Source organism: Phascolarctobacterium sp. Marseille-Q4147, from assembly GCF_017968825.1.
Classification (GTDB): Bacteria; Bacillota; Negativicutes; order Acidaminococcales; family Acidaminococcaceae; genus Phascolarctobacterium_A.
The window spans coordinates 98,996-125,044 of sequence record NZ_CP072874.1; the positions used below are offsets into that span (position 1 = coordinate 98,996).

Here is a 26,049-nt window from a genome sequence, read left to right on the forward strand (position 1 = left end):
GACTTTACTTTTGATAATAACCCTGGATTTGCTCCAGCAGGAAATCAGCACCCTTTTCGCCCATAAACGGCAGGTGTGTTGCCACTACGCCATTCATAAACGGTGCGCTGATGAGCACCTTCATGTTGCTTGCATCTGCCTGCGTGAGCGCCACGTCATCCGCAAAAAGCAGCGTGTTGCGCAGCTCACGGATTTTCTGCAGCCATTCGCCCTCTTCGGCGTAGGCTTCTACATCTGCCGCAGGTTCGGTAATGGCCTTCAGGCTGTGCGCGCACATTTTGTGCGTCACGCTGATGCCTACCTGCTCCAGAAAAGCGCCCACACCACGCACCAGGTCATAATCTCCCTTAACAGCTGCCTGCCTTGGCTTACTGCCGCCCATCATGGTAAACATGCTGAGCATGGACATGCCCTTTTCCTTCATTTTGATGCGCATCAGCACTATGGGCTCAGGAGCTTTGCCAACTGCTACGCCTACCTGCTCCAAAAAGCTTACGGTGCCGCTGTAGCCGTAGGGAACGGCATAAACATACGGCGTTCCGAACTTTTCTTCAAGATATTTGGCAGCGGCAAGGCCTTCATTGCCCAGCACAATATTTACCTGTGCCTTGCCCATAGCCTGCAGCTCGTCTACGCTGGTGTCGCAGCAAAGGCAGGCATTACAGCGCAGTCCCAGCGCTTCATCCAGCAGGCTCTTTACCTCCCAGATGTCACTTGCCATGCGGTAGCGCCACGCAGAGGCGCCGATGATGTTGTACACGCCTGCCTCCTGCGCTGCATCCTTCTTTGGCAGATTACGCACGAGCAGCTTGTAGGTTTCCGCCAAACCGACGCTGTAATCACCGCGGAAGCCGCCCTGCTCGAAGGCCACAAGCTTAGCCTTGACCTCGTTTTGCATATAACGGCACACGCCCTTGATGTCGGTGCCGATGACGGCAGTTACGGAAGAGGCTACGACGAAGATAACCTTCGGCGCATAGCTTTTATCCAGTTCGATAATTGCTTCCTCCAGACGTGTTACATCGCCCATGACAACATCATCCTCGCTCATATGCGTGGTGAAGAGGCGGTTTTGAAAGCGCAGGCCCAAGCCTCCGTATAAGCCCATGCTGTAGTGCGTGGTGCCGGCGGGGCCGTATTCCAGCACGATAGCGCCCTGTACGGCCAAAAGGCTCCAGATAATTCCCATTCTGTCCGACGGTGTCGGTAAAAATCTTACTAAGCTCACAGGCCGGCCTCCTCTCTGAATTTCTTTGCGTCGGCTACAGCCTTCGCCACTGCCTGCAGCATGAAGCTGCTGCATTCAAAGCCCAGCATTTTGCCTGCCGGGTCGCTGTGCAGCAGGGCAATGCCCTTGCGGCGCAGGCGCTCACCGAACTCATGGCCCATATAGAACCACGGATGCAGTACGTCGTAAACATATTGCAGCGGTGCGATATTCGCCGACTTGCAGATGTACGGGTCGGTTTGCGCCAGAATGCTTTCGATATCAGCAAAATTAGCCTCGCTCAGCTTATTGCTCTGAATCAGCTGCGGCACCAGGCCCAGGCTGCACAGATAGCTGTTGAGCTCAAAGCAGTCATACTGCGTATTGCCGTAGATATAGGGCACGCCCTTTACGTCAGGCAGCACCTGCTGCTCCATTTCCTTGCATTCCTCAAACTTAGCGCCAATCTCCGCAGGCAGCGGCAGCTCCAGATAATTAAACAGATGCTGATAAGTCTGCAGGATTTTTTCCGGCGCTGCGAAGCGGTTGAAGTAAACGTAAGGAATGCCGTACTGCTCCTGCATAGTCTGCGCCAACGGCAGCGCAATATCATGCACGACGATGTTTACCTTCGCTGCTGGAGCACGGCGGATTTCTTCAGCAGTGCAGCCGCTGGGCAGCTGTACGCCTAGCTTGACGCCTGCTGCCGCTAAAAATGCGTGCAGCTCCGTGTCGGCAAAGTTGCCCATGCGCTGGCCCAGAACGTTGACGCTACCGTCACAGTCCTGCTTTTGCATCATGGCGGCGCAGGCAGTGATGGCGCGCTCCAGACCGGGGAAGTGATCCTCGCACTTAAAGTGCTCGGTGTGCACCGCCATTACCGGAATGCTGTACTGCTTCGTCAGCTCTGCGGCAATGGCGTCGTAATCATCGCCGATTACCTCAATTACGCAGGTGGTGACGAGCATCACGCATTTCGGCTGATATTCCGCCACTATTTCTTTGAAGGCCTTGTGCATGCTTTCAGTGCTGCCGAAGGTCACGTCATGGCTGTCGAGCACTACGGAAACGCAGCGTCCCGCAATACCGCCGTAGCGCTCGTTGATGGTGAGGCTTTTGGTGTAATAGCTGCATTCGTCCGTGCCTACGATTACCAGCAGGCAATCGTCGATACCGCCTGCCACCATCGCCGCGCCCATCAGCGGACAGTGGGTGCCGGGGAACAGCGCTGTCGTGAGCTGGGGCACATCCTTGATCGTCTGCACCTTGCTCAAGCGGTTAAGACGGCCTAAGATTTCGTTGCCGTCCATGCCTGCAGCCTGCGGTGGCATCCCCATTTTCTCAGCCATTTTGCGCATTTCGTCCTTCTTGTCACCCTTCATGGCCTGCATCATGCTCATCATCTTGCCCATGTCGGGCATAGCGCTTTTGCCGCCGTTTTTCTGCTTGGCCTTGATGGCTTCGATGGCGCTTTTGGGCATGCCCATTTTTTCGGCCATCTTCCACATTGCATCTTCCTTTAAGTCCATGTACTGCCTCCTATTCTTCTTCGTCCTCGCTCATAGCCAGCACATGCTCGGCTAATTCGTTGTATACCTGCACCATTGGGGAATCCTTGACAAATTCGCTGACGGTACCGCCCTGATTTTCGGCAATTTGGATATCGCCGCTGCGCGGTACGTACTGCACAACCTCGGTACCGATTTCTGCAGCAGCCTTGGCTACCAGCTCCTGCTCATTATCGATGTTTTTGGCGTTGAGGATGATGCCCTTTAAGCGTGCGTAGCCGCGACGGCCGAAGTTTTTGATGGCCTGGGCGATGTTGCTTGCCGCGTAGAGGGCCATCATTTCGCCGGAGGATACGATGAATACCTCGCGTGCGTAGCCTCCGCGAATGGGCATGGCGAAGCCGCCGCAGACTACGTCGCCTAATACGTCGTAGATGACGATGTCAGGCTTGTAGGTTTCAAAGGCTTCCAGCTCTGCCAGCTTTTCAAAGGCGGAGATGATGCCGCGGCCTGCACAGCCGATGCCGGGGGTGGGGCCGCCGGCTTCTACGCACAGAACGCCGCCGAAGCCTTCAAATACAATGTCCTCTAATTTCAAGGCTTCGCCTTTTGCTTTCAGTTGTTCTAATACTGTGGGGATGCGTTTGCCTTCCATGAGGTTTTTGGTGCTGTCGCTTTTGGGATCGCAGCCTACTTGCATTACTTTGTAGCCTTTTAATGCGAGGGCTGCGGATAAATTGGAGGTGGTGGTGGATTTGCCGATGCCGCCTTTACCGTAGATTGCTATTTTTCTCATGTTTTTCTCCTTATGGGTTATAGTTATTGAGGGTTATTATTGATGTTTAATGCGAAGGATAGTCTGCTTCCCTTACTCTTGCGTGCTATGATACTTTTTGCCCGGGGCGGCAAAAAGTATCCAAAAAACGCCCTTAACGGCTGCTCCGCCGGATTCCGGCGACTAGATTCGCAAAATTTTTCACGTCGCTGATTTTTGCGTGCCGTTCATCCGCAGGATGCGTCAACACTCCAGCGAAAAATTCCTGTGCCTGTCCGTTGCTTGCGCAGTTCGCTTGACATCATGGTTCTTGCGAGCCCGTCGTCCGTTCCGGTCTGCGCAGCGCCAAGGGTTGTGTGCTGAAAATTTTTGCTAAGTTTAGCCTATCATGCGTGACGAAAGTTTGAGCAAAGTACAAACCTGCTTCCGTTTCGCTTGCGTGCTATGATACTTTTTGCCCGGGGCGGCAAAAAGTATCCAAAAAACGCCCTTAACGGCTGCTTCGCCGGATTCCGGCGACTAGATTCGCAGAATTTTTCACGTCGCTGATTTTTGCGTGGTGTGCTTCCGAAGGGTTCGTCAACACTCCAGCGAAAAATTCCTGTGCCTGTCCGTTGCTTGCGCAGTTCGCTTAACATCGTAGTTCTAGCGAGCCCGTCGTCCGTTCCGGTCTGCGCAGCGCCAAGGGTTACGTTCTGAACGTACTAGCTAAGAATGACGTGCTTTTTGTTTAAGCGAAGTATAGCCTGCTTCCCTTACGTTTGCGTTCTATAACATTATGCCTAGTTTTCGCGTGCAAGCCTATTATTTATATTCAATTACAAACGGGAAGCCTTGTACGAAGTAGCAGCGTACTTTTTGGCCGGCGTCGTTTTTAGCAGCACTGAAGCGCCATTTGTAAAAGGCGCTGAGGGCGTTGTTATCCAGAGTGCTGTTGCCGCTGGAGCGCACTACTACGGCGCTTTCTACGCGCCCATCGATGCCTACAACGCCACGCACGACAACGCGCCCGCCGATTCCCGCATCACGCAGTGCCTGCGGATAAACCGGAGCCGCAGTAGAGGCTACACGCGGAGGCACCTTGGGATTGCGTGCAATGCTGGGGCCTGCACCGTCGCCAATGCCGCTACCGTGTCCCGCACCGTGACCGCCGCCGCTGCCACTGCCGCTGCCTGCACCAATACCGCTGCCGCTGCCTGTGCCATGGCCGGTTCCGTGACCGCCGCCGCTGCCACTACCGTTGCCACTGCCGCTGCCTTTTTTTGCACCTGCAGGCACATGCTTCACAACCTGCTTATGCTCTATCTTGCCGTCAGGCAAAGTTATCGTTTCTTCCTCCACGACATCCTCTACCTGCTCCTCGCCATCTTCGGCAGCATCAGCGACAGCTTCATCGCCGCCACCGCCACCGCCGCCTCCGGCATCAAAGAACACTACGGTGTCAACATCCGCAGCCGGCGGCTGCATGGCAAAGACCCCGGAAAACGCCAGTGCGACGAACAATATAAAATGTATTATCAGTGAACCGCAAAAGCCAAAGCGCTGACGTGCCTTCGCCTGCAGCTTTTCTATCTGCTTCATCGTTACTTACCGCCATCCGTTGCCAGGCCGAAGCGTGCTACGCCTGCGCCCTTCAGCTTATCTACCAGCTTAATCACCTCGCCGTACTCCAGCGCCTTTTCCGCACGGATGACAACGGCGAAGTTTTTGTTCTTCTTCTGCTCCAGCCCTGCCTGCAGCGCCAAGGCCTCCGCATCCGTTTGGGCATCGCCCAAATAAATGCTGCCGTCGGCCTTCATCGTCACGGCGAAGGTTGTCGTGGTATCCGTCGCCGCATTTTTAGCCTGCGGCAGCTTCACCGGAATCGTTTTCAGGTCAATCATATACATCGTGCTCAGCATAAAAAAGACCAGCAGGAAGAACATAATATCAATCATCGGGATAATCATCAGCGGCGGCGTTTTTCTGTTACGCACATCTCGCAGCTTCATGCTCTTGCTCTCCTTGTTTCAGCCTCCAGCAGCGCGCTGAAGCACTGCTCCATATCCGTAATCATATTGTCCATACGGTGAGCGAAATAGGAATGCGCGCACAGCGAAAGAATAGCTACGCACAAGCCTGTCGCCGTCGCAATCAGCGCTTCGCCGATACCGCCGGTAATCGCTATCGGCGCACCTGCCTCTACATTGAAAATGCTGAAGGCACCGATCATGCCCACGATAGTGCCCAGCAGTCCCAGAAGCGGGGACATCGTTACGATAATGCCAAGATAATCCAGCTTATCGCGCAGCGTCGCCATAAAAATACCGGCACGGCTTTCGAGGAAGGCGCTCTTTTCTTCCTTACCGCCTGCAATTGCCGCCACATCGGCAAGCATCTGTGCGCACTGGCCGCTGCCCTTGCGCGCCAGCTCCGTCGCCACAGCAAAATCACCGCTGCGCACGGCGGCACAATAGCGGGAGGCAAAGACAGCGCCGCTGTCCACGCTCTTATAATATATAAACCGCTCAATGGCGATTGCTATCACAGTTATAGAACAGGCGAGCAACGGCCACATAACCAGTCCGCCCTTATGAAAGTACATTATCAAATCTGTTATTGCCTGCATATTTTCCTCACAAATCCACAAATGCTGTCGTACTTTTACAGGAGGTGCATACTGCTCCCCAAAGTACAGAAAGGAGCAGTATGCTGTATATTATGGAATCAAAACTCTGAGTTAATTAAAAGGTCATCTCTGCGCCTACACGCCAGGTGCGGCCATCGATAGTATAGCTATGATTTTCATCATAGGGTAAGGTCTTGTCAAAGATATTGTCTACACCAGCATAAACATGCAGATTTTTAGTAATTTGCTTGTCTGCAACAAAGTTAAACGTGTTAAAGGTATAGGTATTAACATTGCTGGAAACCTTGTACAGATAATCTACATACCACTTAGACCACAAAGTTGCGGTAAACGGCAATTCAGCATTATCGGTATAGCTTAATTGAACAACACCGTTTTGTCTTGCTCTGTTATTCAGACGAGCATTAGTGGTTTTATCCTTGGCATCCGTATAGTTATAAGTAGCCTTAACATTCCAATTATCATTGAAATTGTAACCAACCTCTGCTTCTGCACCACTGATTTCCGCTTCGCCTACATTGTAGTATTTGCTCTTGACAACCATGCCGACACCGGGAACATAGCCACGGTAGAACATATCAGAATCAATAAGATTATCTATTTCATTATGATAATAACCTAATTTGCCGGACCATTTACCTTGCTCTGCTTCAAAACCGATGTCGAAATTAGTTGCTTTCTCAGGTTTTAAATCAGGATTACCTAAGACCTGAACATTCATCATTCCCATGCGTTTATCCATGGTAGAGTACAATTCATATACTGTCGGCGCACGGAAGCTCTTGCCATAGTTGACCTTAAAGCGGCTATTATCGCTGAAGCTATAGGTAGTACCGATTTTAGGAGATGTATGACTGCCGAAGGCATTGTGATGGTCAAAACGCACAGCAGGAATAAGCAGCCATTTATCAGTAATTTTCCATTCATCCTGCAGATAAGCAGCATAAGTATCTACATCCTTTTCAGAACCTGCTTTAGTGATACCTGCAAAGGTTTCGCTATATTTGTTATCACCGCCACCGCCGAAACGTGTACCACGCATATTGGTCGTAGTCCATTCAGCGCCATAAGTCATAGTGTTTTTATCATTCAGCTTCATGCTGTTTTTGCCTTCAAACACCAAAGTATCATACGAGGTATGGTCAAAATCGGTAATAGCATTATTTTCGTTTGTTACGTTGCTTTTCTTTAATGTATTGTAATACATACGCAGATTATAATCGTTTTTATTATCCTTGCCATAATAGGTCAAAGCATAATCGGAACGGTTGTTATCATAATTATAAACACCTTTGTCAGTGCCTTCACTGCTATTACTGGTGAACTGTTCACGCATAAAATTCAAATCTAAAGCAAGACCACGGTTAGCATCAAAGGCATAATCAAAACCAAGATTTAAGAAACGGCGAGGTCCATACATATTGGAGCTGCTAGTATCATAACCTTTGGTTTTATTGTAATAGCCGCTAACCTCTTTACGGACATCTTCAATACCGCCGCTGGCTTTTACACTTACTTTGCCTTGACGTCCGGAAGAATAATAGAAGTTTGTACCCATTTCTTTAGTGCCGGTATGAGCACCGATACTTGCATGCTCTTGGTTGGCTTTCTTTGTAATGATGTTAATAACACCACCCATAGCATCGCTACCATACAAAGCAGAACCATTGCCACGAATAACTTCAATGCGTTCTACATCTGCAAGATTGATACGGCTCAGCTCATAGGCATTCATTGTAGAACCGGTGTTTTCGGCAGCCATACGACGACCGTCAACCAAAATCAACGTGTGCTTGCTTTCCATACCGCGAACCATAACCACATTGCCGGTCATGCCAACCTCTTGTACATCAATGTTGGTTGCAAAACGCAAGGCATCGCGCACGTTATAAGCAGCAGTATTTTTGATATCCTCTTGGGTAATAACCTCAACGCTTTGCGGAACCTCTTTTTTCTCCAGCTGTGTTTTGGTAGCGGTCACAACATAATCCGCACCGCTGTATTCATCGTAATTATCTGCCTCAGCAGCAAATGCCATATGGCCAACTGCACTGACAACGCAGGCAGTGAGTAAGGCTATCTTCTTTTTGTTTAAATTTCTCATAATGCACCTCTTTTTTCTGCTTATTTTTATGGTATATTTTACACCCGCAAGGTCAGCAGCCGCTAACCCACGGATAAAAAAATATCGGAAGAATTTATTTTCTGTCGAACCAAACGACAAAATCACCCGCAGGCTTTTCGCCCTTCTGTTTGCGCTCCAGCGGTGTGATTACGGCAATCTTGAGCTTTGGGCGCAAGGCTTCCAGCTTTTGCGCCGTGCCCAGATGCGCGTCGGAGTGGAAGCAGCCGTTGATATGCAGAACCTGCATTTTCTGATGTGCATCGCTGAACGCAGCAATGCTCTCGGCCATTTTGTCATCCTTCAGACATTGCGCCGCATAAACTGCTGCTAAACGCGCTGGCGGCATCTTCATCGGAGCTGCCGGGGAGCTCATCTGCGCATAAAATTTTTCTTTATACGCGCCCTCGGGAGCATAGGTATGCTTGGGCAGCCATTGCTGATACTGCGCCTCCACGCCCTCCGTCGAAGCGTTGTTTTTCGCTACGTGCGCCGCCAAAAAGCGCGGTACGTTAGCAGCAACAACGGGCATTTTCTTTTCTTTGGCAAAATTTACCAGCGGAGCATAATCCGTGCGGTAGTTAGGCCAGGGGCGGGCGGTGGCCAGGAAATCCTCCTCGCTCAAAGCGCCTGCCAGAAAGTTATTTAACTTACTTTGGTTATCTGCCTCAAACATTTCCATGGATAAGGCCAGTTTCGCGCCTTTTGCCTTATACATTGCCTCCAAAAGCTCTAATTCATATTGGTGTATTTCACTTTGGTCATGATATTCACCAAAGAAGACTACATCATACTTTTGCAGCTTGCTTGCCAGCTGCACTGCTGTTAAATTTTTACCGCTCTGCGCATCGCCGAACTGCGCCGCACCTGCGGCACCTGCGCCCAGGCACAGCATTGCCATGCTAAGAGCGATTATTTTCATGAATTTATTCATCTTAATCATGCTCCTCTACACTATACGGAAAGCACACGGGGTACTGCGTCCCGTTGGCCTCGACACGCATTATCACAGCCTTCACATCGTAAAGCTCTTCAATCACAGTCTGCGTGAACACCTCGTCCGTAGGTCCGTCTGCCATGATTGTGCCCTTTTTCAGCGCAATCAGACGCTCACTGTAGCGCGCCGCATGGTTCAAATCGTGCAGCACCATGATAACCGTCAGCCCCATTTCGCGATGCAGGCGCACCACAAGCTCCATCAGCTCCAGCTGATGATGCACATCAAGATAGGTCGTAGGCTCATCGAGCAGCAGAATCTTCGGCTTCTGCGCCAGCGCCATGGCCAGCCACGCGCGTTGACGTTCACCCCCGCTCAGGGTATGCACAAGGCGCGTACGCAGCGGTCCCAGCTCAGTAAACTCCAGTGCCTCTTCAATCGCCAGGCGGTCCTCCTGATTGAGGCCGTCGAAGAACCTGCGGTACGGCAGGCGTCCATAGCACACCAGCTCCTCCACCGTCGTGCCGCCGGGAGCGTTCGCGCTCTGCGCCATCACTGCCAGCGTGCGCGCCACCTCTTCCGTGGACATTTTGTTAATGTCCTTGCTGTCGAGATAAACTGTGCCTGTCGCAGGCTCCAGCAGGCGGCAGAGCGCCTTCAACAGCGTTGATTTGCCGCTGCCGTTCGGCCCGATAATCGTCACAATCTCCGGACGGGAAATATCCAGCGTCAGGTCCCTGATTATCGTGTGCTCGCCGTAGCGCAGAGTAATTTTTTGTGTATGTAATGTCGGGATATTCATAGCTTAACGCATCCTCCGTTTCAGCAGATACAAAAAGAACGGACCGCCGATGAAGGACATGAAGATGCCCACGGGAATTTCCAGCGGACTGAAAAGCGTTCTTGCCGCCGTATCAGCCAGTGTTACCACCGCACCGCCGGCAATCGCCGCACAGGGCAGCAGGTATTCGTGGTCGCTGCCGATTAACAGGCGCATTATATGCGGCACAATGAGGCCCACAAAGCCCAGCATGCCTGCCACGCTTACGGAAACCGCCGCCAGCAGCGCGGAAAGAAAGATCAAAATTGTACGCATACGCATCACGCGCACGCCCAGACTTTTGGCCAGCTCATCACCCAGCTGCAGAGCGTTCAGCGAGCGGGCGCAAAGAATCGTGCCGATAATACCAATGGCGCTATAAGGCAAAAGCATTTCCACATGCCCCCAGCTGCGTCCCTGAAAGCCGCCAGCCATCCACATTACGGTTCCCTGGATTCTGTCGCTGTAAAACACGTTCAGCGCCGCCATACCACCGCCAAAGAAGGTGGCAACTGCCACGCCCGCCAGAATCATTCGCAGCGGGTTGATGCCCTTTTCCCACGCCAGGAAAAAGACGATGCCTGTGGAAAGCACGGCGCCGACAAAGGCTGCCAGCGGCACCATGGCAGATTGTTCCGGGAAAAGCAGCATTATCACCATCGCAAAAAGACCTGCGCCGGCGCTCACGCCGATGATACCGGGGTCTGCCAGCGGATTATGCAGCACGCCCTGCAGGTTGCAGCCTGCCAACGCCAGGTTAGAACCTACAAGCACGGTCACGATTGTACGGGGCAGGCGGATGAGGTTGACAATGCGGTCGGTGTCCGCATCTGCCTCTCCCAACAGCGCCGCCCATGTTTCGCCCACCGAAAGGCTCACCGTACCACTGCCGATGCTCACGAAGATGCCTGCGACTAGCAGGATGCACAGGCCGCAAAAGACCGCTATACGCATTTTTTCTTTTGTTTTGGCATCATTACTCATTACTTGGCCTCTCCATAGATATATTTTTTCATAATCTTCATCGCGTCGATAGTGTGCGTGCCGGGGTTAACGGTAAACAGGCTCGGCGGCAGCTGGTACACACGGTTATTCTTCACGGCGTTCACGTCATGCCAGATGGCGTTGTCACGCATATTGGCGCGCAGCTTTTCCAGAAATTCCTTGCTTCCGCCCATGGTAATCAGCATCACGATGTCGGGGTTTTCCTTGGCTACGAATTCCATGCTCAGCGGAATGTAGCTGCTGTCCTTCACGTTTTCGGCCTTGTCCGCAATGTTTACGGCGCCCAAACGCTCTGCCAGATCACCGCCGAAGCTCTTTTTGGTGGACATGTTGAAGCTGTCCGGCGAGCCGAAGATGATCAGCACCTTCGATCCCCTGCCCTTCTGTACGTCATGCGTCAGCGCGGCATATTCCTTTTCTATCTGCGCACGCTTGGCGGCAGCTTCCTTTTCTCTGCCGGCAAAGCGGCCGAAGTCGTCTATGCTTTTCAGCACGTCCTCATAGGAGTTTATCATGTTCAGGTAAAGCGGCACGCCGGCCATTTCCAGAGGCTTGCGCAGCATTACGTGGAAGGGTACGTTGGTGCCTACAACCAGGTCAGGCTTCAGGCTCATGATTTTTTCCAGATTTGGCGCGTGAATCATGCCTACTTCAGGGATGTCCTTAATGCTTTCCTTGATGTCGTCGGGATATGAAGTGCTGGTAGGTCTGCCGACGGCCTTGCCACCGATGGAGGTGAAGATTTCCAGGTTGGAGGCATTGAGAAAGACGATTCTTTTGGGCTCCGCGGGGATGTGTACCTTGGCGCCGGTGCTGTCGGTTACGCTGACGGCGGCGTTGGCTGCGAGCTTGTGCTGGCCTCTTGCCAGCAGGAAGTAGCCTGCCAGGGCTATGATTACGACAAATACGAGTAAGATATATTTTTTCATACGCAACTCCCTTTACAATATTAGCTAGTGCTATCTTTGAAATTAAATTAGCCTAGTCTAACTTTACTATGACATTATCTTATAAGATGGGGGTTTTGTCAAGTTAAAATTAGCGTAGGCTAATTGGGTGAATCAGTTTTCAGTATGAAATTCCAGTGAGATGTCCATTTTCAGCACTTCTTTTGCCTGCATGTCACTATGCAAGCGCAGTTCCTTAACCTTACAGCCATCGCGTTCTGCCTGCCGCAGCCAGCGAAGCAGGGAATAAAAATCACCGACAGCACTTATTTGCAATTTCTGCATCTGCAAGCCATTCTGCAAAGTCACAGGCTTGCCCTCCAACTGCATGCTACTCAGTTGAATGCTTTGCGCTCGTGCCTGCTTTTGCAGGCGCTGCAGGATGTTGTTTAAGTTCAGATTATGCTCTACCTGCTGCTCTAATTTCTTTTGCTTCTCCAACAATGTAATCTGGTATGTCTTATAATCACTGTGTTCATTAGCAAAGCGAATCTGCCGCGTCAGCTCTGTTTGCAGCTTGTTCGTCTCTTCCAGTACCAGTTTACGTTCATTCCACAGCGTCCACGCATTAACTGACAAAGCAATCGCTATTAAAATTGCTGCGCCGGCAAGTATATTAATTGTCGCTTCCCTATGCTTCATTGCTCCCCCTCCTTCATCTGCAGCTGCAGTTTATAAACAAGAACGTTACCCTGCTGCTGCGATTGCAGAAGCTCTACTCTGCTGTAATTTCCACATTTTTGCAGTTGCTCCACAAAACTTTCCAAGGCCAAATTATCCACCGCCTGTCCTTGCAGCACTAAAGGTTTTTTACTGCCGTTGTATTCCAGCAGTGTCAGCCAACAGCCGGGCATCATCTGGCGGCAGATGCGTTCCAACTCACCAACGGCCTCTTTCGATGGTTTAGACGCTGCAGCCAACAGCTTTTCCAAACGCTGACAGTTACGCTCAACAGCCTCGCTTTCCTGCATACGCTGCCTCCACACCGTATTCTGCACTAATTGCTGCTCTACCTCCTGCAAATCGCGCTGCGCCAGATAACAGCCTCCCCAGGCACTGGCATAAGCCAAAATCGCTAACCCTAAAGTTGCACAGCCTGCTTTTGTCAGATAACGGCCAAAAGTGGCCGCTATCCCCTGTAAGCGTCTCTGCTTCTGCCTGTATATTGACGGAAGAGACTTCCCGGCAAACCATTTATCTGCTGCTTCATCAATCGTTTTACTGCCTAACAAAATCCCCTGCAGCTTCAGCATTAAACTTCTGCACAGCTGCTCCAGTTCAGCACGCGACGCATTCTGTAAGGCTGCAAACATCACCTGATATTGCTGTTCATCTGCTTCACCGATAACATGTGCTTCAAAGCTATAAGTATAGTCTTCATGCATCCAAGGAACGCTCTGCTGTACCTCCCATTTTAAGGCAGCCTGCAGTTCACGCCGCCGCATTGAAGGCAACACCATCTGTTCAGAATACATCATTGCTGCCGCAGGCAGCAACAAAACCGCTGCCCCCTCTTCTACATCACGTGCCAAAAGAATTTCGCGTAAAACATCGGTAAGTCTTTGCTTATTTGTCAGGCACTCTTCATCCAGCTGCTCCTGCCAGCTATGTTCACCATTCTGCCAATACGCAACCTCCCCCGTTTGCAGTGACAACAGCAAAAGCGCCTGCTTACGGCGCCAACGGCAGCGCAAAGCGCACAGTACAGGCTCAAATAGTTCTTCAACACTAATACTTTTACCATACTTCATCATAAGAACATCCTCCAATACCATGTAATGATTTCTTTACCACAAAAATACGCAGCAACCGCTGCTGCGCACAAAAACGGTCCGAAGGGAATCGCCTGTTTCAGCTTCCCACGCCTGCACAGCAACAATAATGCCCCTACAACGCCACCGCTGACAAAGGCGAGCAGCAAACACAATAGTCCCTGCTCTAAGCCAAGCCAGATACCCAACGCCGGCGCTAACTTGACATCACCCTCGCCCATACCTCCGCGACTGGCAAAATACAGCACCAACATTATTGCCAACATAATTCCAGCACCGTAAGCAGCATCAAAAAGCTGCCTCTCATACCACGCGCGTACTAAGCCAACCGCCGCTAAAATTAATGTTACTTTGTCATAAAGCAGCATAGATTTCAGATCGGTATAGGTGTGATAAAGCAATCCAAGAAAAAAAATAACGGAAAACATGATTACCTCCTTAATTTTTTCCCAAAAAAGCAAATAGGACCCCTGCATTGCATTTACTACAATACAGGAGTCCTAAAACTCTTTACTGCATATTTACTTTTTCTGCTTCCAGATAAAGCCAATGCGCTTAGCCAAAGAGCTGAAAGTCTTTAATTGCCTCTTACCAGTTCAGGTCCTCAACCTCTTGACGGCCTTTGCCGGTCAGAGCATCCATCATGATGCGTTGCTCGATTTGAGCAGCCAGCTTCTTGGTGAACTTAACAGTATCCGGGTTAACGGACATGCTGTCGATACCGCTCTTAATGAGGAACTCGCAGAACTCAGGATATACGCTCGGAGCCTGACCGCAGATAGAAACGGTCTTGCCATCCTTATGAGCAACCTCAATCAGGTGACGGATTGCACGGCGTACAGCCAGGTTACGTTCGTCATAGATATGGGAAACGGTGTCATTATCACGGTCGCAGCCCAGAACCAGCATGGTCAGGTCGTTGGAACCGATGGAATAGCCGTCAACAAATTTGTTGAACTGGTCAGCCAGAATGATGTTGGACGGAATCTCAGCCATCAGCCAAACCTTGAAGTCCTTACCACGGGACAGACCGCAGTCAGCCATAATCTTGGTAACCTTTTCGCATTCCTCTACGTTACGGCAGAACGGAATCATAACGTTCAGGTTCTTCAGGCCGAACTCTTCGCGAACCTTGCGAACAGCCATGCATTCGAGCTTGAATGCTTCGATATATTTAGGATCATAGTAACGGGAAGCACCGCGCCAGCCCAGCAGAGCGGAAGGCTCATTCGGCTCGAATTCGTCGCCGCCCTTCAGGTCGCGGTATTCGCTGGACTTGAAGTCGGAGAAGCGCATGGTTACCGGTCTCGGAGCCATAGCCTGGCAAACTTGGCGGATGCCTTCAGCCAGTTGGTCTACAACCTTTTCCGGTTGACCGATTTTGATCAGATACAGCGGATGTTCATGGATATAGGTAGTCCAGATGAACTCTTCGCGCATCAGGCCGATACCGTCGCAAGGCAGAGTAGCATATTTTTCAGCCAGCTCAGGATCGCCCAGGTTCATATAAATCTTAGTGCCGGTCGGCGGGAAGTATTCAGCAGCAGCAACTACTTGTTGTGCCGGTTGTTCAGCCTTCGGCTCTTCGATGATGCCTTCGTAAACTACACCATGAGTAGCATCGATGGTTACGTCAATGCCATCGGGAATGGTGGTGGTAGCAGCTTCGCCACGGCTCTTGGTACCTACGATACAGGGAATGCCCAGCTCGCGGGATACGATAGAAGCATGGCAGGTCATTCCGCCGCTATCGGTTACGATTGCTTTCGCTTTCTTCATAGCCGGTACCCAGTCAGGAGCGGTCATTTCGGTTACGAGGATTTCGCCTTCCTTGAATTCGTCGATATGGGACGGATCCAAAATTACATGTACGCGGCCTGCTACATTACCAGGGCTGGCAGGCAAGCCTTTAACGATAACTTTGCGATCAGTAGTCACTTTCTTCTCCTCTTTCGGTGCACCATTTTCTTTGTTACGACGGCTCCATACGGTTTCAGGACGGGCTTGCAGGATGTAAACCTTGTTATCGCGCTCGTCAACGCCCCATTCCATGTCCATGTAGCAGCCATAGTGTGCTTCAATTTTCTTAGCGCATTCAGCCAATTGTTTGATCTGCTCATCAGTCAGCTTCTGCTCGTTTTGCTCATCCAGCGGAACAACAACCTCTTCGCAGTCGCCGTCAGCTTTACGGATCAGCTTAATGTCCTGCGCGTTAACGTTCTTTTCAACAATCTCGCAGGTAGCTTTATTTACAGTATAGTTATCCGGAGTTACGGTGCCTTGAACAACATATTCGCCCAAGCCCCATGCGCCCTCGATGAGGATGTTCTTGTCGTCGCCGGTAGCAACGTTAACAGTGAACATAACGCCAGCAGCCTTGGAAAATACCATCATCTGTACTGCAGCGCTCAGTGCTACATCCAGATGATCAAAGCCTTGTTTTTCACGGTAGTAAACCGCACGGTCGGTAAAGCAGGAAGCATAGCATTCCTTAACCTTAGCAACAATGGTTTCTGCACCCTTTACGTTCAGATAGGTGTCCTGCTGGCCTGCAAAGCTTGCATCCGGCAAATCCTCTGCGGTAGCGCTGCTGCGAACAGCAACGAACGGATCAGCCTGGCCAACCTTTTCACCCAACTCTTTGTAAGCTTGGGCAATCAGGTCCTGCAGATCCTGAGGCATTTCTTCGTCCATAATTGCCTGGCGGACCTTAGCGCAAACCTCGCGCAGCTGAGCGCTGTTGTCTACGTCCAGACCGGCAATTAAAGCTTTGATCTTTTCATACAGACCGGTCTTTTCAAAGAAGTATCTGTAAGCGCAGGCAGTAGTTGCGAAGCCATACGGTACAGGTACGTCAACATGAGAAGTCAGCTCGCCCAAGGAAGAAGACTTACCACCGGCGATTGCTACGTCTTTTCTCTCCAGCTGGTCAAACCACAGCAGGAATGCTTTTTCTTTCTCCATAATAATTTGCTCCTTTTAAAATACTATACTTTTTTCTGGGGAAATCCTTAATATAGTGTATACTATATCACATTTAAAGGGCATATTCAAGCGATTTCTGCAGTTTTTTTTGGATTTTTTGTAGAAAATTCCCCGGCATGCTATAATACAGATAAAAGTGAGGTGCGTACCATGAATTTTATCGACAGCTTCTGCAGTAACATAAAAAAGGTAATTGCCCTTATAGCTTTAATGCTCCTTTTAACGCTCGTTATTCTGATTTTTACGCATACATCATTAGGCTATTTTCTTGTGCTGCTGCCCTTAACACTGCTGATTATTTACCTTTTACATAGGATGAAAAAGCTGGATGAACAAGCCTGCTTCTCCCACAGCGTATTTTTAGCCGTTCTGGCTTTCATTTTAGTTCTCTGCGGCCTGCCGAAGGAGGGAGTCTTGCTTTCCGCCGTTGTCTATGCCGCACAGCTTTTGTACACATATACTAAGCTGCTGAAGCCACAAGAGGAAGAACAGCAATACAATAAAGTGAATAATATAGAAGCAGACAGCGCCGATGATTACGTCCCCTTGATCACCTATGACGACACCTGTCCCGACGATGGCGAGGACTACGGCCCTGAAGGTAGCGTTATCTGGGGCCCGCGTACTATCGAAGAAAATATCTGCATCAACGGCAAATGGTACATCAACGAAAACAGCGAGGAATGGGAAGAAAACGAAGGCTGCTGAGCCATTAAACAATTTACGCAGACGCTCATAAGCATGGGCGTCTTTTTTTACGCACAAAAAAGCGGTCCTACCAAAGTAAGACCGCTAATTAACGATTGGTGGAGACGAGGAGAATCGAACTTAATTTTTGAACTCTTCTATAAGGCATTCGTGCTTTTTACTTTTCCTATCGTAGTTTATACCGATAAATAGGATGTTATCGGTATATTCTTTGATGGATTCCTGATACTGCTTCTTTTTTATCTGATCAATTGCAGTCTTGGCATCTTGGTTCCATTTCAGTTCGACTACTAATGCCGGATGGTTTTTCCTGTATTCCGGCTTAGGAATATAGACAATATCAGCGAATCCCTTGCCTGCAGGAAGTTCTCTTTTGGGCTTGAAATAGAAATTCATCGTTGCCAGAAAAGCTTTGTCTAAGACGTAGCTCAAAGAATTTTCGTCGTTGTACTGAAGTATCGAAACGGATGTATCATGAACAGCTTCAATAATCTTAGCAACTTCATTGTTGTCTTTTCTATTAACCGCAGCAAGCAGTCTTTCAGATTCTTTTAGAAAGTCTAGAATCTCTGTCCATTTTACGGACTGTACAGCCTTCTGAAATTCTGTCCTGATTTCTTCATTAGGAATTTCGGCGGTTTCTTTTTCAGGACTATAAGCAAGATAACCTAGATGGATGAGCAGCGCAAGCACATCATTCTTGTCGTCAAAAGAATCCATATCATTCTGGAAGAAATAGGGATTGACCTTTACGCTTCCACCTGCGAGCAGCTCAATAACATCCTTACGTAATCCGTCAAAGTCAATACTGATAAGGTCTTTAACAGATTCGTATGTCCCGCTCTGAAGCCAGTAGCTCTGAAAGTTCCCCTGCAGGATCAAATTAGTTACAGCAAAAGGATTATAGATATGCAGGCCACTCAGCCTGTAGCCGTCGTACCAGCGCCGTATATTACCAAAATCTTTGTTGTAAGTTTTGCAAAGTACTGCTACTTCTTCTTCCGTAAAGCCAAAATAGGGAGCAATCGGTCCGGGGTTTATCATAGTGTATTCCATGAAGTTATTCAATGTCGACTGCGTTTTATACTTCTTTATAGGCAGGATGCCTGTAATATAAGCAAGCGCAATAAAACGCCTTGCCCCTGCTCCTTTGAACAGACTGCGAAGAAACGCAATATATTTTTCATGGGTTTCTTTTTGCTTGGGTGCGGCACGGAACATAGCATCCCATTCATCGATTATAATGACAAATCTGTTTTCGGTAGCCTGATTAATATAGTTCAGTGCTTCGGAAACCGTCTTGGTATCTGACGGTATTGTCTCAGGATAAGCCAGGCTCAACTCCTCCAGAACACTCTGGGTTATGTATTCTATAGTATTTTCAATGCTTTCTGCGTTGTCAATGCATTCCTGAACATCGAAGTATATTACATCGTATTTGTTCAGGTGCGTTTTAAAGCTTTGGCAGTCTGTAATAGCAAGTCCTGCAAAAAGCTCTTCAGATTTGCTCTCCTTACTGTAATAGGCCAGGAGCATATCAGCAGCCATTGATTTGCCGAAACGGCGCGGACGACTGCTGCAAATGAATTTCTGGGGCGTATTGATGAACTGGTTAGTGAAATCGATAAGCTTTGTCTTATCAACATATATTCTGGCATTCACTGCTTCTTTAAAGGCAGTATTTCCAGGGTTCAAAAAGATTCCCATGTGTTTCTCCTTCCTTCTTACATACTCTATTACATTATAACATTTTTGGTGTTTTAAGGGAATACAAAAAAGCGGTCCTACCAAAGTAAGACCGCTAATTAACGATTGGTGGAGACGAGGAGAATCGAACTCCTGACCCCCTGCTTGCAAGGCAGGTGCTCTCCCAGCTGAGCTACGCCCCCAAAAGGCTTCGCGCGCATTTGCGTCGGAAACAAGTAAGATTTTACAGGAAAGCGACGCTTTTGTCAAGCATTTTTTATTTGGTAATCAGCTCAACCAGCTTCAAAGTCATCAGGCAGGATTTTTCCACGGCAGCCATCGGCATAAACTCGCAGTTGGAGTGGAAGTTGAGCGCGCCGGTGAAATAGTTCGGCGTCGGGATGCCCTTGGTGGAAATAAAGGAGCCGTCGGTGCCGCCGCGCATAGCGATATCCTTCGGCTCGATATCCAGCTCCTTCATAGCCTCGAAAATGTACTCTACGCATTTTCTATTGTCATCGTTCAGCGCATCGGCGATGTTGCCGTATACGTCGGTGATATTCAGCTCAATGCCGGCCTTCGGATTCTTGGCCTGTACATATTCCACAGCATGACGGATGAATTCTTTGCGTGCTTCATACATCTTTTTGTTATGGTCGCGGATTTTGATATCCACAGTTGCTTCCGCAGCGTTGGATTTAATAGCCTGCACCCAGATAAAGCCTTCGGTGCCCTCGGTGTGCTCCGGAGTCTGCATTCTGTCGAAGCAGTTGATGATATCTACGGCAACCAGCGCCGGGTTAACCAGAGTATTCTTGGCGGACATCGGATGTGCGGTTACGCCCTTGATTTTGATGTGTGCGCTGCCCGCGTTAAAGGTTTGGTATACAACCTCGCCCAGCTCGCAGCAGTCAATTGTATATGCAAATTCAACCGGGAACTTGCTGAAATCCATCTTCTTGGAACCGCAAAGGCCAACCTCTTCATCCGGAACAAAGGCTACATAAATTTCGCCGTGCGGACGGTTTTCCTTAATGATGGTTTCCAGTGCTACCATCAGGTTGGCAACAGCAGCCTTATTATCTGCGCCCAGTACGGAGGTACCGTCGGTGGTGATAAGGTCGCTGCCGATATATTTGTTCAGCTCGGGATGCTCGCTTACCTTAATATAGATTTGCTTTTCAGCGTTCAGCAGTACATCGCCGCCCTGATAGTTTTTCACAATCTGCGGATATACCTCGGGAGAAAGGTTTACGTCAACGGTATCCATATGCGCAACCCAGCCTACATTCGGCACGGGAGCGTGGCCTGCAGGCAGGTTAGCCGGCAGACGGCCGGTCAGCACGCAGAATTCGCTGATTTCCAGGTCCACCAGACCAAGCTCAGCCAAATCCTCCTTCAGCAGCTTAGCCATATCCCATTGGCCGGGAGTACTGGGAACAACAGCACAGCCCTCCTTACTTTGAGATGGTACGGCAGCGTAACGTAAAAAGCGTTCAGTCAAACGTTCTTGTATAGACATTTTCAAAGACCTTCTTTCATAAATACATATAACACCCTTCCGTCTGCTCGCTATGCTCGCAGCCACCTCCCCTTTGAGGGGAGGCAAGGTGAATTAACTATAGGACAAGAGAAGAGCTTGCATGATGTCACCCCTCTCCGCCTCGACAAGCTCGGCACCTCTCCCCGGGGAGAGGCTATCTTCATTATATCATCTCTGAAATAATATTACATTATACGTTTGGGATATACATAGTCCGCTTGTAATCCCAGAGGTATATCCATAAACCAGAAAGCATACAGCATAATAGTCAAAGTAACCAACAGCGTAATAGTGTACGGCAGCATCAGGGAGCTCAGCGTACCGATACCGGCGCTCTTCACATACTTCTGGCAGTAAAAGTGCTTGCGTCAAAAAGTCAAATGTATACAGTATTAATATTTTACTATATACAATCTCGGCAAAATCTGTGCTATAATAAACAAAGCAGTTACAACTGCCCCAAACAATAAATAATAGCAAGGAGTTTTTTTCATGATACTTTCTCAACGTATTCAAAGCCTGACAGCATCTCCTATCAGAAAGCTGTCCCCGTATGCTGACGCAGCCAAGGCTGCAGGTAAAAAGGTTTATCATCTGAACATCGGCCAGCCTGATATTGCCACTCCGGCACAATTCATGGACAGTGTGCGTGAATTCCAGGCACCGGTAATCGCCTACAGCAATTCCAAGGGCGAAATGTTCCTCCTGAAGGCTGTACAGAAATATTATGCAGAAAAAGGCATGGATTATGCTATTGAAGATATTTTCGTTACCAACGGCGGCAGCGAGGCCCTGATTTTCGCAGTTATGGCTCTGTGCGACCCCGGCGACGAAATCATGGTTTTCGAACCCTTTTACGCTAACTACACCACCTTCTGCAAGGAGTTCGGCGCTAAAATCAACGCTGTTCCTACCAGCGTAGAAAACGGTTACCACCTGCCCAGCGAAGAAGAAATCGAAAAGCACATCACTCCGAAAACCAAAGCAATTCTGCTCACCAACCCCGGCAACCCTACCGGCGTAGTTTATACCGAAGCAGAGCAGGACATGATTTCCCGCATCGTGCGCAAGCACAACCTGGCTTTAATCGCTGACGAAGTATACCGTGAATTCGTTTATGACGGTGCATATCGCAGCTTCGGCACCATGCCCGAGCTGGACAACAACCTGATCATCATCGATTCCGTTTCCAAGCGTTACAGCGCCTGCGGTGCGCGTATCGGCTGCATCATCAGCAAAAACAAAGAGCTCAGCAAGCAGGTTATCAAATGCTGCCAGGCTCGTCTGTGCAGCCCGATTCTGGAGCAGGTTGGTGCAGCAGCTCTGTACACCACTCCGGCAAGCTATCTGGAAGAAGTTAACAAGGAATACAAAAAACGCCGCGACACCATCGTTGCAGCTTTGAAGAAGCTCCCCGGCGTGAAGGCTTCCGATCCGAAGGGTGCTTTCTACATCATGGTTAACATGCCTGTTGACGATGCAGAGAAATTTGCTATCTGGACTCTGGAAAACTTCGCTATCGACGGCGAAACCGTTATGTTTGCTCCCGGTAACGGCTTCTACAACACCCCCGGCAGCGGCATCAACGAAGCACGCCTTGCTTATGTATTAAAGAGCGAGGATCTGGAGCGCGCTATCTACATTTTGGGCGAAGCTCTCAAAGCATATCCCGGCCGTGTAAAAAAATAAGCCTGCCAAAAATTAAACGCTTACAAAAAATCAGACCTCCTGAAAATTCAGGAGGTCATTTTTTATTTGCTCTGCAATGCTTCCGCCAGCAGCTTTTCATCGGCAATCGCCTGCGACAGCACCTGCTGCGTATCCTCGCCCAAGCGCGGCGCACGCTTTTTCAGCGCTGCCGGCGTTTCGCTCAGCTTCATGGCAAAGCCCAGCTGCCGGTAGCTGCCAAGCTCTGCATCCTCTACGTTCAGCACCATCTCGTTGGCCTTGGTCTGCTCCGCGTCCACCGCCTCGGCAAAATCCAGCACCGGCGTTACGCAGGTATCCCTGCCCGCCAGCAGCTGCTCCCATTCGGGCAACGTGTGCTTGGCAAATTCCAGCGTCAGCTGCTGCTTTAAGTAGTCGTGGTTAGCATCATCATCAATCAGGTCCGTCATATCGGGGCGCTGCAGCACAGCGCACAGGTTGCTCCAGAACTTCTTTTCCAGGCATCCCACTGCAAGGTAGCGTCCTTCCTTCGTCGCATAAATATTATAGTTGGCGTTGGCACCCGTCAGCCAGTTGTTGCCGCGCTCCGCCACAAAACCGCTGCCGAAGTACAGGCTGGCAGCACCGGGCATCAGCGTCATCGCCACATTATACAGCGAAATATCTATTTCCTGCCCCTCGCCCGTCATCTGTGCATGGCGCAGCGCAATCATAATGCTCATGCCCGCCGCCATCGACGCATTCATATCAGCCATCAGCACGCCCGGAATCGCCGGCTTGCCCTGCGCCTCACCGCTCATAGCGGTAATGCCTGCCAGGCTCACGTAACCGATATCATGGTCGGCCTGCTTGGCCAGCGGTCCTTTTTTGCCGTAGCCTGTCAACGAGCAGTAGATAATACGCGGGTTCACAGTCTTCGCCGCCGCATAGTCAATGCCAAGCTTCGTCAGCACACCCGGGCGATAGCTTTCCACCACCACGTCAGCGGTTTTCACCAGCTCCAAAAATGCCCGGCGTCCCGCATCCGACTTCAGGTTAAGCACAACGCTCTTTTTATTGCGGTTCAGCTGCAGATGCCAGTAACCGAAATCCTTTAAAAACGGCGGAAAGCTGCGGGCATAATCTCCCCGCCCCGGCTCCTCGATTTTGATAACCTCCGCGCCGAAATCGGCCAGCAGCATTGTACAATACGGTCCCGGCAGCAGCCGTGACAAATCAAGCACACGAATACCCTCTAAAGCCTGCACAATAACGCCCCCTTAACAGCAGCATATTTTTAGACTGAATTTTTATACTACCTGGAAGATATAGAATTTGAGATAATTTGTTTCCGGCACCTGCCACAGAATCGGATGGTCCGGAGATTGCTGGCGCGCTTCAATCTGACGCAGAGAAACGTTGGCGTCATGCGCAGCGTCCTGCAGCATCTTCACGAACAGCTCCTCCTTCATAAAGTGCGAGCAGGAGCAGGTTGCCAGATAACCGCCGCGCGGCAGCAGCTTCATCGCCTTCAGGTTGATTTCCTTATAGCCGCGAATCGCATTCTTCACCGTGCTGCCGGATTTGGTGAACGCCGGCGGGTCCAGAATAATAAAGTCATATTCACGCGAATGCTTGTTGAACAAATCGCTCAGCAAATCAAAAACATTCGCCTGCAGGCCGTGCATAACATCGGAGCAATTGTTAATCGCTGCGTTATGCTCTGCCATCTGCACTGCCTCCGCACTGATATCAACCGCGGTAACGCTCGCAGCGCCGCCCTTGGCAGCATTCAGCGCAAAGGAACCGGTGTGGGTAAAGCAGTCCAGCACATGCTTGCCCTTGGCAATCTTGGCAATCGCCTGACGGTTATATTTCTGGTCGAGGAAGAAGCCTGTCTTTTGGCCGTTTTCTACATCAACCGTATATTCGATGCCGTTTTCGACAATCTCGGTAGTAACAGCGCCGGGCTCGGGGCACAAATCGGTAGCAAACCAGTGCTTGCCCTCCTCCATGCCCTCCAGCAGGCGGATTCTTACGTCGTTGCGCTCATACAGACCGCGGATTTCCTGTCCCATCTCGCGCAGAATTTTAATCAGCAGCTCAAACAGCATCTGCTTGCGCATTTCAATGCCCAAGGACAGTGTTTGCGTTACCAGCAAATCATTATAGCGGTCCACGGTCAGGCCGGGAAACATATCCGCTTCGCCGAAAATCAGGCGGCAGCAGTTAAAATCACGCTCGCCCATAACCGTCAGGCGGTAATCCAGCGCATAGCGCAGACGGCGCTCCCAAAAGGCTTCGTCAAACTTATCATTAGTATTGGTGGAAATAATGCGCACACGGATTTTGGAATGGTCATTCACAAAGCCGGTGCCCAAATATTTGCCCTTGGACGTTACAACATCCACCAAGTCACCGTTGGCATACTCGCCTTCAATTTTAGTTACCTCTTCACCAAACACCCAGGGATGACCGCCGCGTGCAGCGCGCTCTCCCTTCGGGGTTACGAAAAATTTTGCATATTTACGCATATTCTACCTCACGATTTTAAGATTAGTATTTCTTTAAGTATAGCATATTTTGCAGGCGGATGCACAGAAAAAGACTGCCACCGAAATGCGTCGGCATTTCAGCGGCAGCCCTTCAATTCACAAATTAGAACGCTGCAACAACAGCGCCTTTGTATTTATCCTCGATGAACTTCTTAACCTCGGGAGAACGCAGAGCATTCATCAGCTTCTGGATTTCCGGACGGTTTTCGTCACCCTTGCGGACAGCTACGATGTTAGCATACGGAGATTCCTTCGGCTCGGTGAACAGAGAATCCTTCACCGGGTTCAGCTTAGCTTCCATAGCGAAGTTAGAGTTGATAACAGACAAATCGGTATCATCCATGGAACGCGGCAGCAGAGCAGCTTCGATTTCCACAATCTTCAGCTTCTTGTCGTTGCCAACGATATCGCCTACGGTAGCCTTAACGCCAACGCCATCCTTCAGCTTCAGCAGCTTAGCGCTTTGCAGCAGAGCCAGCGCACGGCCGCCGTTGGACGGGTCGTTCGGAATAGCAATTTTAGCGCCTTCGGGGATATCATTCAGAGATTTGATTGTCTTGGAATAAATGCCCATCGGCTCGATATGTACCTTGCCTGCAGATACAAGATTCATCTTGCGCTCGGAAACAAAGGTATCCAGATAAGGCTCATGCTGGAAGAAGTTGGCATCCAGCTCCTTATCGTTCAAAGCCAGGTTCGGTTTAACATAATCGCTGAATTCGATAATTTGCAGGTCTACGCCCTCTTTAGCCAAGGTGCCTTTGATCTGGTTGAGGATTTCAGCATGCGGTACAGCGGTAGCGCCAACCTTCAAGGTAACCTTTTTGTCAGCACCGTTGTCTGCCTTTTTGTCTCCGCCGCCGCAGCCTGCAGCAACAACTGCAAGGCTCACTAATGCCAGTAATGCAACTAATAATTTTTTCATCTTTTTTACATCCTTTCTTTATCCAACACGTCTTGCAAAACATCCGCCTAAGAAAAAAACTCCTTCTGAGGAAGGAGCCGGTCTTCCTCTCATCTTTCAAGATTACACTTGCAGGATGTAGCACCATAACCTTCGTCTGGTTGCCGGGCATCATCGGGCCTGTTCCCTCCGCCACTCTTGATAAGAGCGTGTTATTAAGATGTGAGTAATAATATATTATCCTAGTGTCTTTGTCAACATTAATCGCAAAAAAAATTAAGGGCAGAAAATCCTGCCCT

22 protein-coding genes, 1 tRNA gene, 1 pseudogene and 1 riboswitch are annotated in these 26,049 nt (G+C 49.9%); of the genes and pseudogenes, 2 read left to right on the forward strand and 22 right to left on the reverse strand.

The features are described from left to right. Positions 1–4: 4 nt before the first annotated feature. The 15 genes from KAH19_RS00370 to ppsA form a co-directional block, all read right to left on the reverse strand. Positions 5–1,228, reverse strand: coding sequence for a nitrogenase component 1 (locus KAH19_RS00370; protein ID WP_210684666.1), 1,224 nt, complete (start codon positions 1,226–1,228; stop codon positions 5–7). Then, positions 1,225–2,736, reverse strand: a complete 1,512-nt coding sequence (locus KAH19_RS00375) for a nitrogenase component 1 (protein WP_210684667.1) — start codon at positions 2,734–2,736, stop codon at positions 1,225–1,227. The genes KAH19_RS00370 and KAH19_RS00375 overlap by 4 nt, the downstream gene beginning before the upstream one ends. A 10-nt stretch (positions 2,737–2,746) precedes the next feature. After that, the gene (locus tag KAH19_RS00380; protein WP_210684668.1) at positions 2,747–3,511 is read right to left on the reverse strand and encodes an AAA family ATPase; all 765 of its coding nucleotides are present in this window, start codon (positions 3,509–3,511) and stop codon (positions 2,747–2,749) included. 783 nt (positions 3,512–4,294) lie between these two features. Next, positions 4,295–5,071, reverse strand: a complete 777-nt coding sequence (locus tag KAH19_RS00385; RefSeq protein WP_210684669.1) for a TonB family protein — start codon at positions 5,069–5,071, stop codon at positions 4,295–4,297. Between the two features lie 2 nt (positions 5,072–5,073). Further along, positions 5,074–5,481 carry a biopolymer transporter ExbD gene (locus KAH19_RS00390; protein ID WP_021720604.1) on the reverse strand — a complete coding sequence of 136 codons (408 nt, stop codon included), beginning with the start codon at positions 5,479–5,481 and terminating at the stop codon, positions 5,074–5,076. Beyond that, a complete protein-coding gene (locus tag KAH19_RS00395) occupies positions 5,478–6,098 on the reverse strand; it encodes a MotA/TolQ/ExbB proton channel family protein (protein ID WP_210684670.1) in 621 nt (206 codons plus the stop codon). Before KAH19_RS00395 ends, KAH19_RS00390 begins: the two co-directional genes overlap by 4 nt. 115 nt (positions 6,099–6,213) lie before the next feature. Beyond that, entirely contained in the window at positions 6,214–8,223 is a 2,010-nt protein-coding gene (locus tag KAH19_RS00400; protein WP_210684671.1) for a TonB-dependent siderophore receptor, read from the reverse strand. Between the two features lie 94 nt (positions 8,224–8,317). Beyond that, positions 8,318–9,175 carry a ChaN family lipoprotein gene (locus tag KAH19_RS00405; RefSeq protein ID WP_210684672.1) on the reverse strand — a complete coding sequence of 286 codons (858 nt, stop codon included), beginning with the start codon at positions 9,173–9,175 and terminating at the stop codon, positions 8,318–8,320. A gap of 1 nt (position 9,176) precedes the next feature. Then, positions 9,177–9,980, reverse strand: coding sequence for an ABC transporter ATP-binding protein (locus KAH19_RS00410; RefSeq protein ID WP_210684673.1), 804 nt, complete (start codon positions 9,978–9,980; stop codon positions 9,177–9,179). 3 nt (positions 9,981–9,983) lie between these two features. Further along, on the reverse strand, positions 9,984–10,982 hold the full coding sequence (locus KAH19_RS00415) for an iron ABC transporter permease (RefSeq protein WP_210684674.1): 999 nt from the start codon (positions 10,980–10,982) through the stop codon (positions 9,984–9,986). Further along, positions 10,982–11,932, reverse strand: coding sequence for an ABC transporter substrate-binding protein (locus tag KAH19_RS00420; protein ID WP_210684675.1), 951 nt, complete (start codon positions 11,930–11,932; stop codon positions 10,982–10,984). The genes KAH19_RS00415 and KAH19_RS00420 overlap by 1 nt, the downstream gene beginning before the upstream one ends. Before the next feature lie 132 nt (positions 11,933–12,064). Continuing rightward, positions 12,065–12,592 (reverse strand): hypothetical protein, encoded by a 528-nt coding sequence (locus KAH19_RS00425; RefSeq protein WP_210684676.1) that lies wholly within the window; start codon positions 12,590–12,592, stop codon positions 12,065–12,067. Continuing rightward, on the reverse strand, positions 12,589–13,704 hold the full coding sequence (locus tag KAH19_RS00430) for a PilN domain-containing protein (RefSeq protein ID WP_210684677.1): 1,116 nt from the start codon (positions 13,702–13,704) through the stop codon (positions 12,589–12,591). Before KAH19_RS00430 ends, KAH19_RS00425 begins: the two co-directional genes overlap by 4 nt. Continuing rightward, on the reverse strand, positions 13,701–14,150 hold the full coding sequence (locus KAH19_RS00435; RefSeq protein WP_210684678.1) for an A24 family peptidase: 450 nt from the start codon (positions 14,148–14,150) through the stop codon (positions 13,701–13,703). Before KAH19_RS00435 ends, KAH19_RS00430 begins: the two co-directional genes overlap by 4 nt. A 160-nt stretch (positions 14,151–14,310) precedes the next feature. Further along, positions 14,311–16,686: a phosphoenolpyruvate synthase gene (gene ppsA / locus KAH19_RS00440; protein WP_210684679.1), complete on the reverse strand. Its 2,376-nt coding sequence runs from the start codon at positions 16,684–16,686 to the stop codon at positions 14,311–14,313. Between the two features lie 171 nt (positions 16,687–16,857). Between ppsA and KAH19_RS00445 the strand changes: the two genes are divergently transcribed. Next, positions 16,858–17,415 carry a hypothetical protein gene (locus KAH19_RS00445; RefSeq protein WP_210684680.1) on the forward strand — a complete coding sequence of 186 codons (558 nt, stop codon included), beginning with the start codon at positions 16,858–16,860 and terminating at the stop codon, positions 17,413–17,415. 120 nt (positions 17,416–17,535) lie between these two features. Here the strand turns inward: KAH19_RS00445 and KAH19_RS00450 are convergent, their stop codons facing one another. From KAH19_RS00450 to KAH19_RS00465, 4 genes and pseudogenes are all read right to left on the reverse strand, one after another. Continuing rightward, entirely contained in the window at positions 17,536–19,122 is a 1,587-nt protein-coding gene (locus tag KAH19_RS00450) for an AAA family ATPase (RefSeq protein ID WP_210684681.1), read from the reverse strand. 106 nt (positions 19,123–19,228) lie between these two features. After that, positions 19,229–19,304: transfer RNA gene (locus KAH19_RS00455), tRNA-Ala, on the reverse strand. Positions 19,305–19,378: 74 nt separating this feature from the next. Continuing rightward, a complete protein-coding gene (gene pepT / locus KAH19_RS00460; RefSeq protein WP_210684682.1) occupies positions 19,379–20,623 on the reverse strand; it encodes a peptidase T in 1,245 nt (414 codons plus the stop codon). A 206-nt stretch (positions 20,624–20,829) separates the two neighbouring features. Next, positions 20,830–21,000, reverse strand: a pseudogene (locus KAH19_RS00465) (AbgT family transporter); the annotation flags it as partial. Between the two features lie 136 nt (positions 21,001–21,136). Between KAH19_RS00465 and KAH19_RS00470 the strand changes: the two are divergent. Beyond that, positions 21,137–22,333: a pyridoxal phosphate-dependent aminotransferase gene (locus tag KAH19_RS00470; protein WP_210684684.1), complete on the forward strand. Its 1,197-nt coding sequence runs from the start codon at positions 21,137–21,139 to the stop codon at positions 22,331–22,333. A 62-nt stretch (positions 22,334–22,395) separates the two neighbouring features. Here the strand turns inward: KAH19_RS00470 and KAH19_RS00475 are convergent, their stop codons facing one another. From KAH19_RS00475 to KAH19_RS00485, 3 genes are all read right to left on the reverse strand, one after another. Next, positions 22,396–23,559, reverse strand: a complete 1,164-nt coding sequence (locus tag KAH19_RS00475; RefSeq protein WP_210684685.1) for a CaiB/BaiF CoA-transferase family protein — start codon at positions 23,557–23,559, stop codon at positions 22,396–22,398. A gap of 42 nt (positions 23,560–23,601) precedes the next feature. After that, positions 23,602–24,825 carry a class I SAM-dependent rRNA methyltransferase gene (locus KAH19_RS00480; protein WP_210684686.1) on the reverse strand — a complete coding sequence of 408 codons (1,224 nt, stop codon included), beginning with the start codon at positions 24,823–24,825 and terminating at the stop codon, positions 23,602–23,604. 124 nt (positions 24,826–24,949) lie between these two features. Beyond that, positions 24,950–25,771 (reverse strand): MetQ/NlpA family ABC transporter substrate-binding protein, encoded by an 822-nt coding sequence (locus tag KAH19_RS00485; protein ID WP_210684687.1) that lies wholly within the window; start codon positions 25,769–25,771, stop codon positions 24,950–24,952. Between the two features lie 86 nt (positions 25,772–25,857). Then, a riboswitch (SAM riboswitch) is annotated at positions 25,858–25,958 on the reverse strand. Positions 25,959–26,049 lie beyond the last annotated feature (91 nt).

Coding starts and splice junctions, on each gene's coding strand:
- KAH19_RS00485 (WP_210684687.1), bottom strand. CDS start 25,771: ATGAAAAAATTATTAGTTGCATTACTGGCATTAGTGAGCCTTGCAGTT.
- KAH19_RS00425 (WP_210684676.1), bottom strand. CDS start 12,592: ATGAAGCATAGGGAAGCGACAATTAATATACTTGCCGGCGCAGCAATT.
- KAH19_RS00420 (WP_210684675.1), bottom strand. CDS start 11,932: ATGAAAAAATATATCTTACTCGTATTTGTCGTAATCATAGCCCTGGCA.
- KAH19_RS00400 (WP_210684671.1), bottom strand. CDS start 8,223: ATGAGAAATTTAAACAAAAAGAAGATAGCCTTACTCACTGCCTGCGTT.
- KAH19_RS00415 (WP_210684674.1), bottom strand. CDS start 10,982: ATGAGTAATGATGCCAAAACAAAAGAAAAAATGCGTATAGCGGTCTTT.
- ppsA (WP_210684679.1), bottom strand. CDS start 16,686: ATGGAGAAAGAAAAAGCATTCCTGCTGTGGTTTGACCAGCTGGAGAGA.
- pepT (WP_210684682.1), bottom strand. CDS start 20,623: ATGTCTATACAAGAACGTTTGACTGAACGCTTTTTACGTTACGCTGCC.
- KAH19_RS00430 (WP_210684677.1), bottom strand. CDS start 13,704: ATGATGAAGTATGGTAAAAGTATTAGTGTTGAAGAACTATTTGAGCCT.
- KAH19_RS00450 (WP_210684681.1), bottom strand. CDS start 19,122: ATGGGAATCTTTTTGAACCCTGGAAATACTGCCTTTAAAGAAGCAGTG.
- KAH19_RS00385 (WP_210684669.1), bottom strand. CDS start 5,071: ATGAAGCAGATAGAAAAGCTGCAGGCGAAGGCACGTCAGCGCTTTGGC.
- KAH19_RS00480 (WP_210684686.1), bottom strand. CDS start 24,825: ATGCGTAAATATGCAAAATTTTTCGTAACCCCGAAGGGAGAGCGCGCT.
- KAH19_RS00445 (WP_210684680.1), top strand. CDS start 16,858: ATGAATTTTATCGACAGCTTCTGCAGTAACATAAAAAAGGTAATTGCC.
- KAH19_RS00435 (WP_210684678.1), bottom strand. CDS start 14,150: ATGTTTTCCGTTATTTTTTTTCTTGGATTGCTTTATCACACCTATACC.
- KAH19_RS00395 (WP_210684670.1), bottom strand. CDS start 6,098: ATGCAGGCAATAACAGATTTGATAATGTACTTTCATAAGGGCGGACTG.
- KAH19_RS00390 (WP_021720604.1), bottom strand. CDS start 5,481: ATGAAGCTGCGAGATGTGCGTAACAGAAAAACGCCGCCGCTGATGATT.
- KAH19_RS00375 (WP_210684667.1), bottom strand. CDS start 2,736: ATGGACTTAAAGGAAGATGCAATGTGGAAGATGGCCGAAAAAATGGGC.
- KAH19_RS00410 (WP_210684673.1), bottom strand. CDS start 9,980: ATGAATATCCCGACATTACATACACAAAAAATTACTCTGCGCTACGGC.
- KAH19_RS00380 (WP_210684668.1), bottom strand. CDS start 3,511: ATGAGAAAAATAGCAATCTACGGTAAAGGCGGCATCGGCAAATCCACC.
- KAH19_RS00470 (WP_210684684.1), top strand. CDS start 21,137: ATGATACTTTCTCAACGTATTCAAAGCCTGACAGCATCTCCTATCAGA.
- KAH19_RS00405 (WP_210684672.1), bottom strand. CDS start 9,175: ATGAATAAATTCATGAAAATAATCGCTCTTAGCATGGCAATGCTGTGC.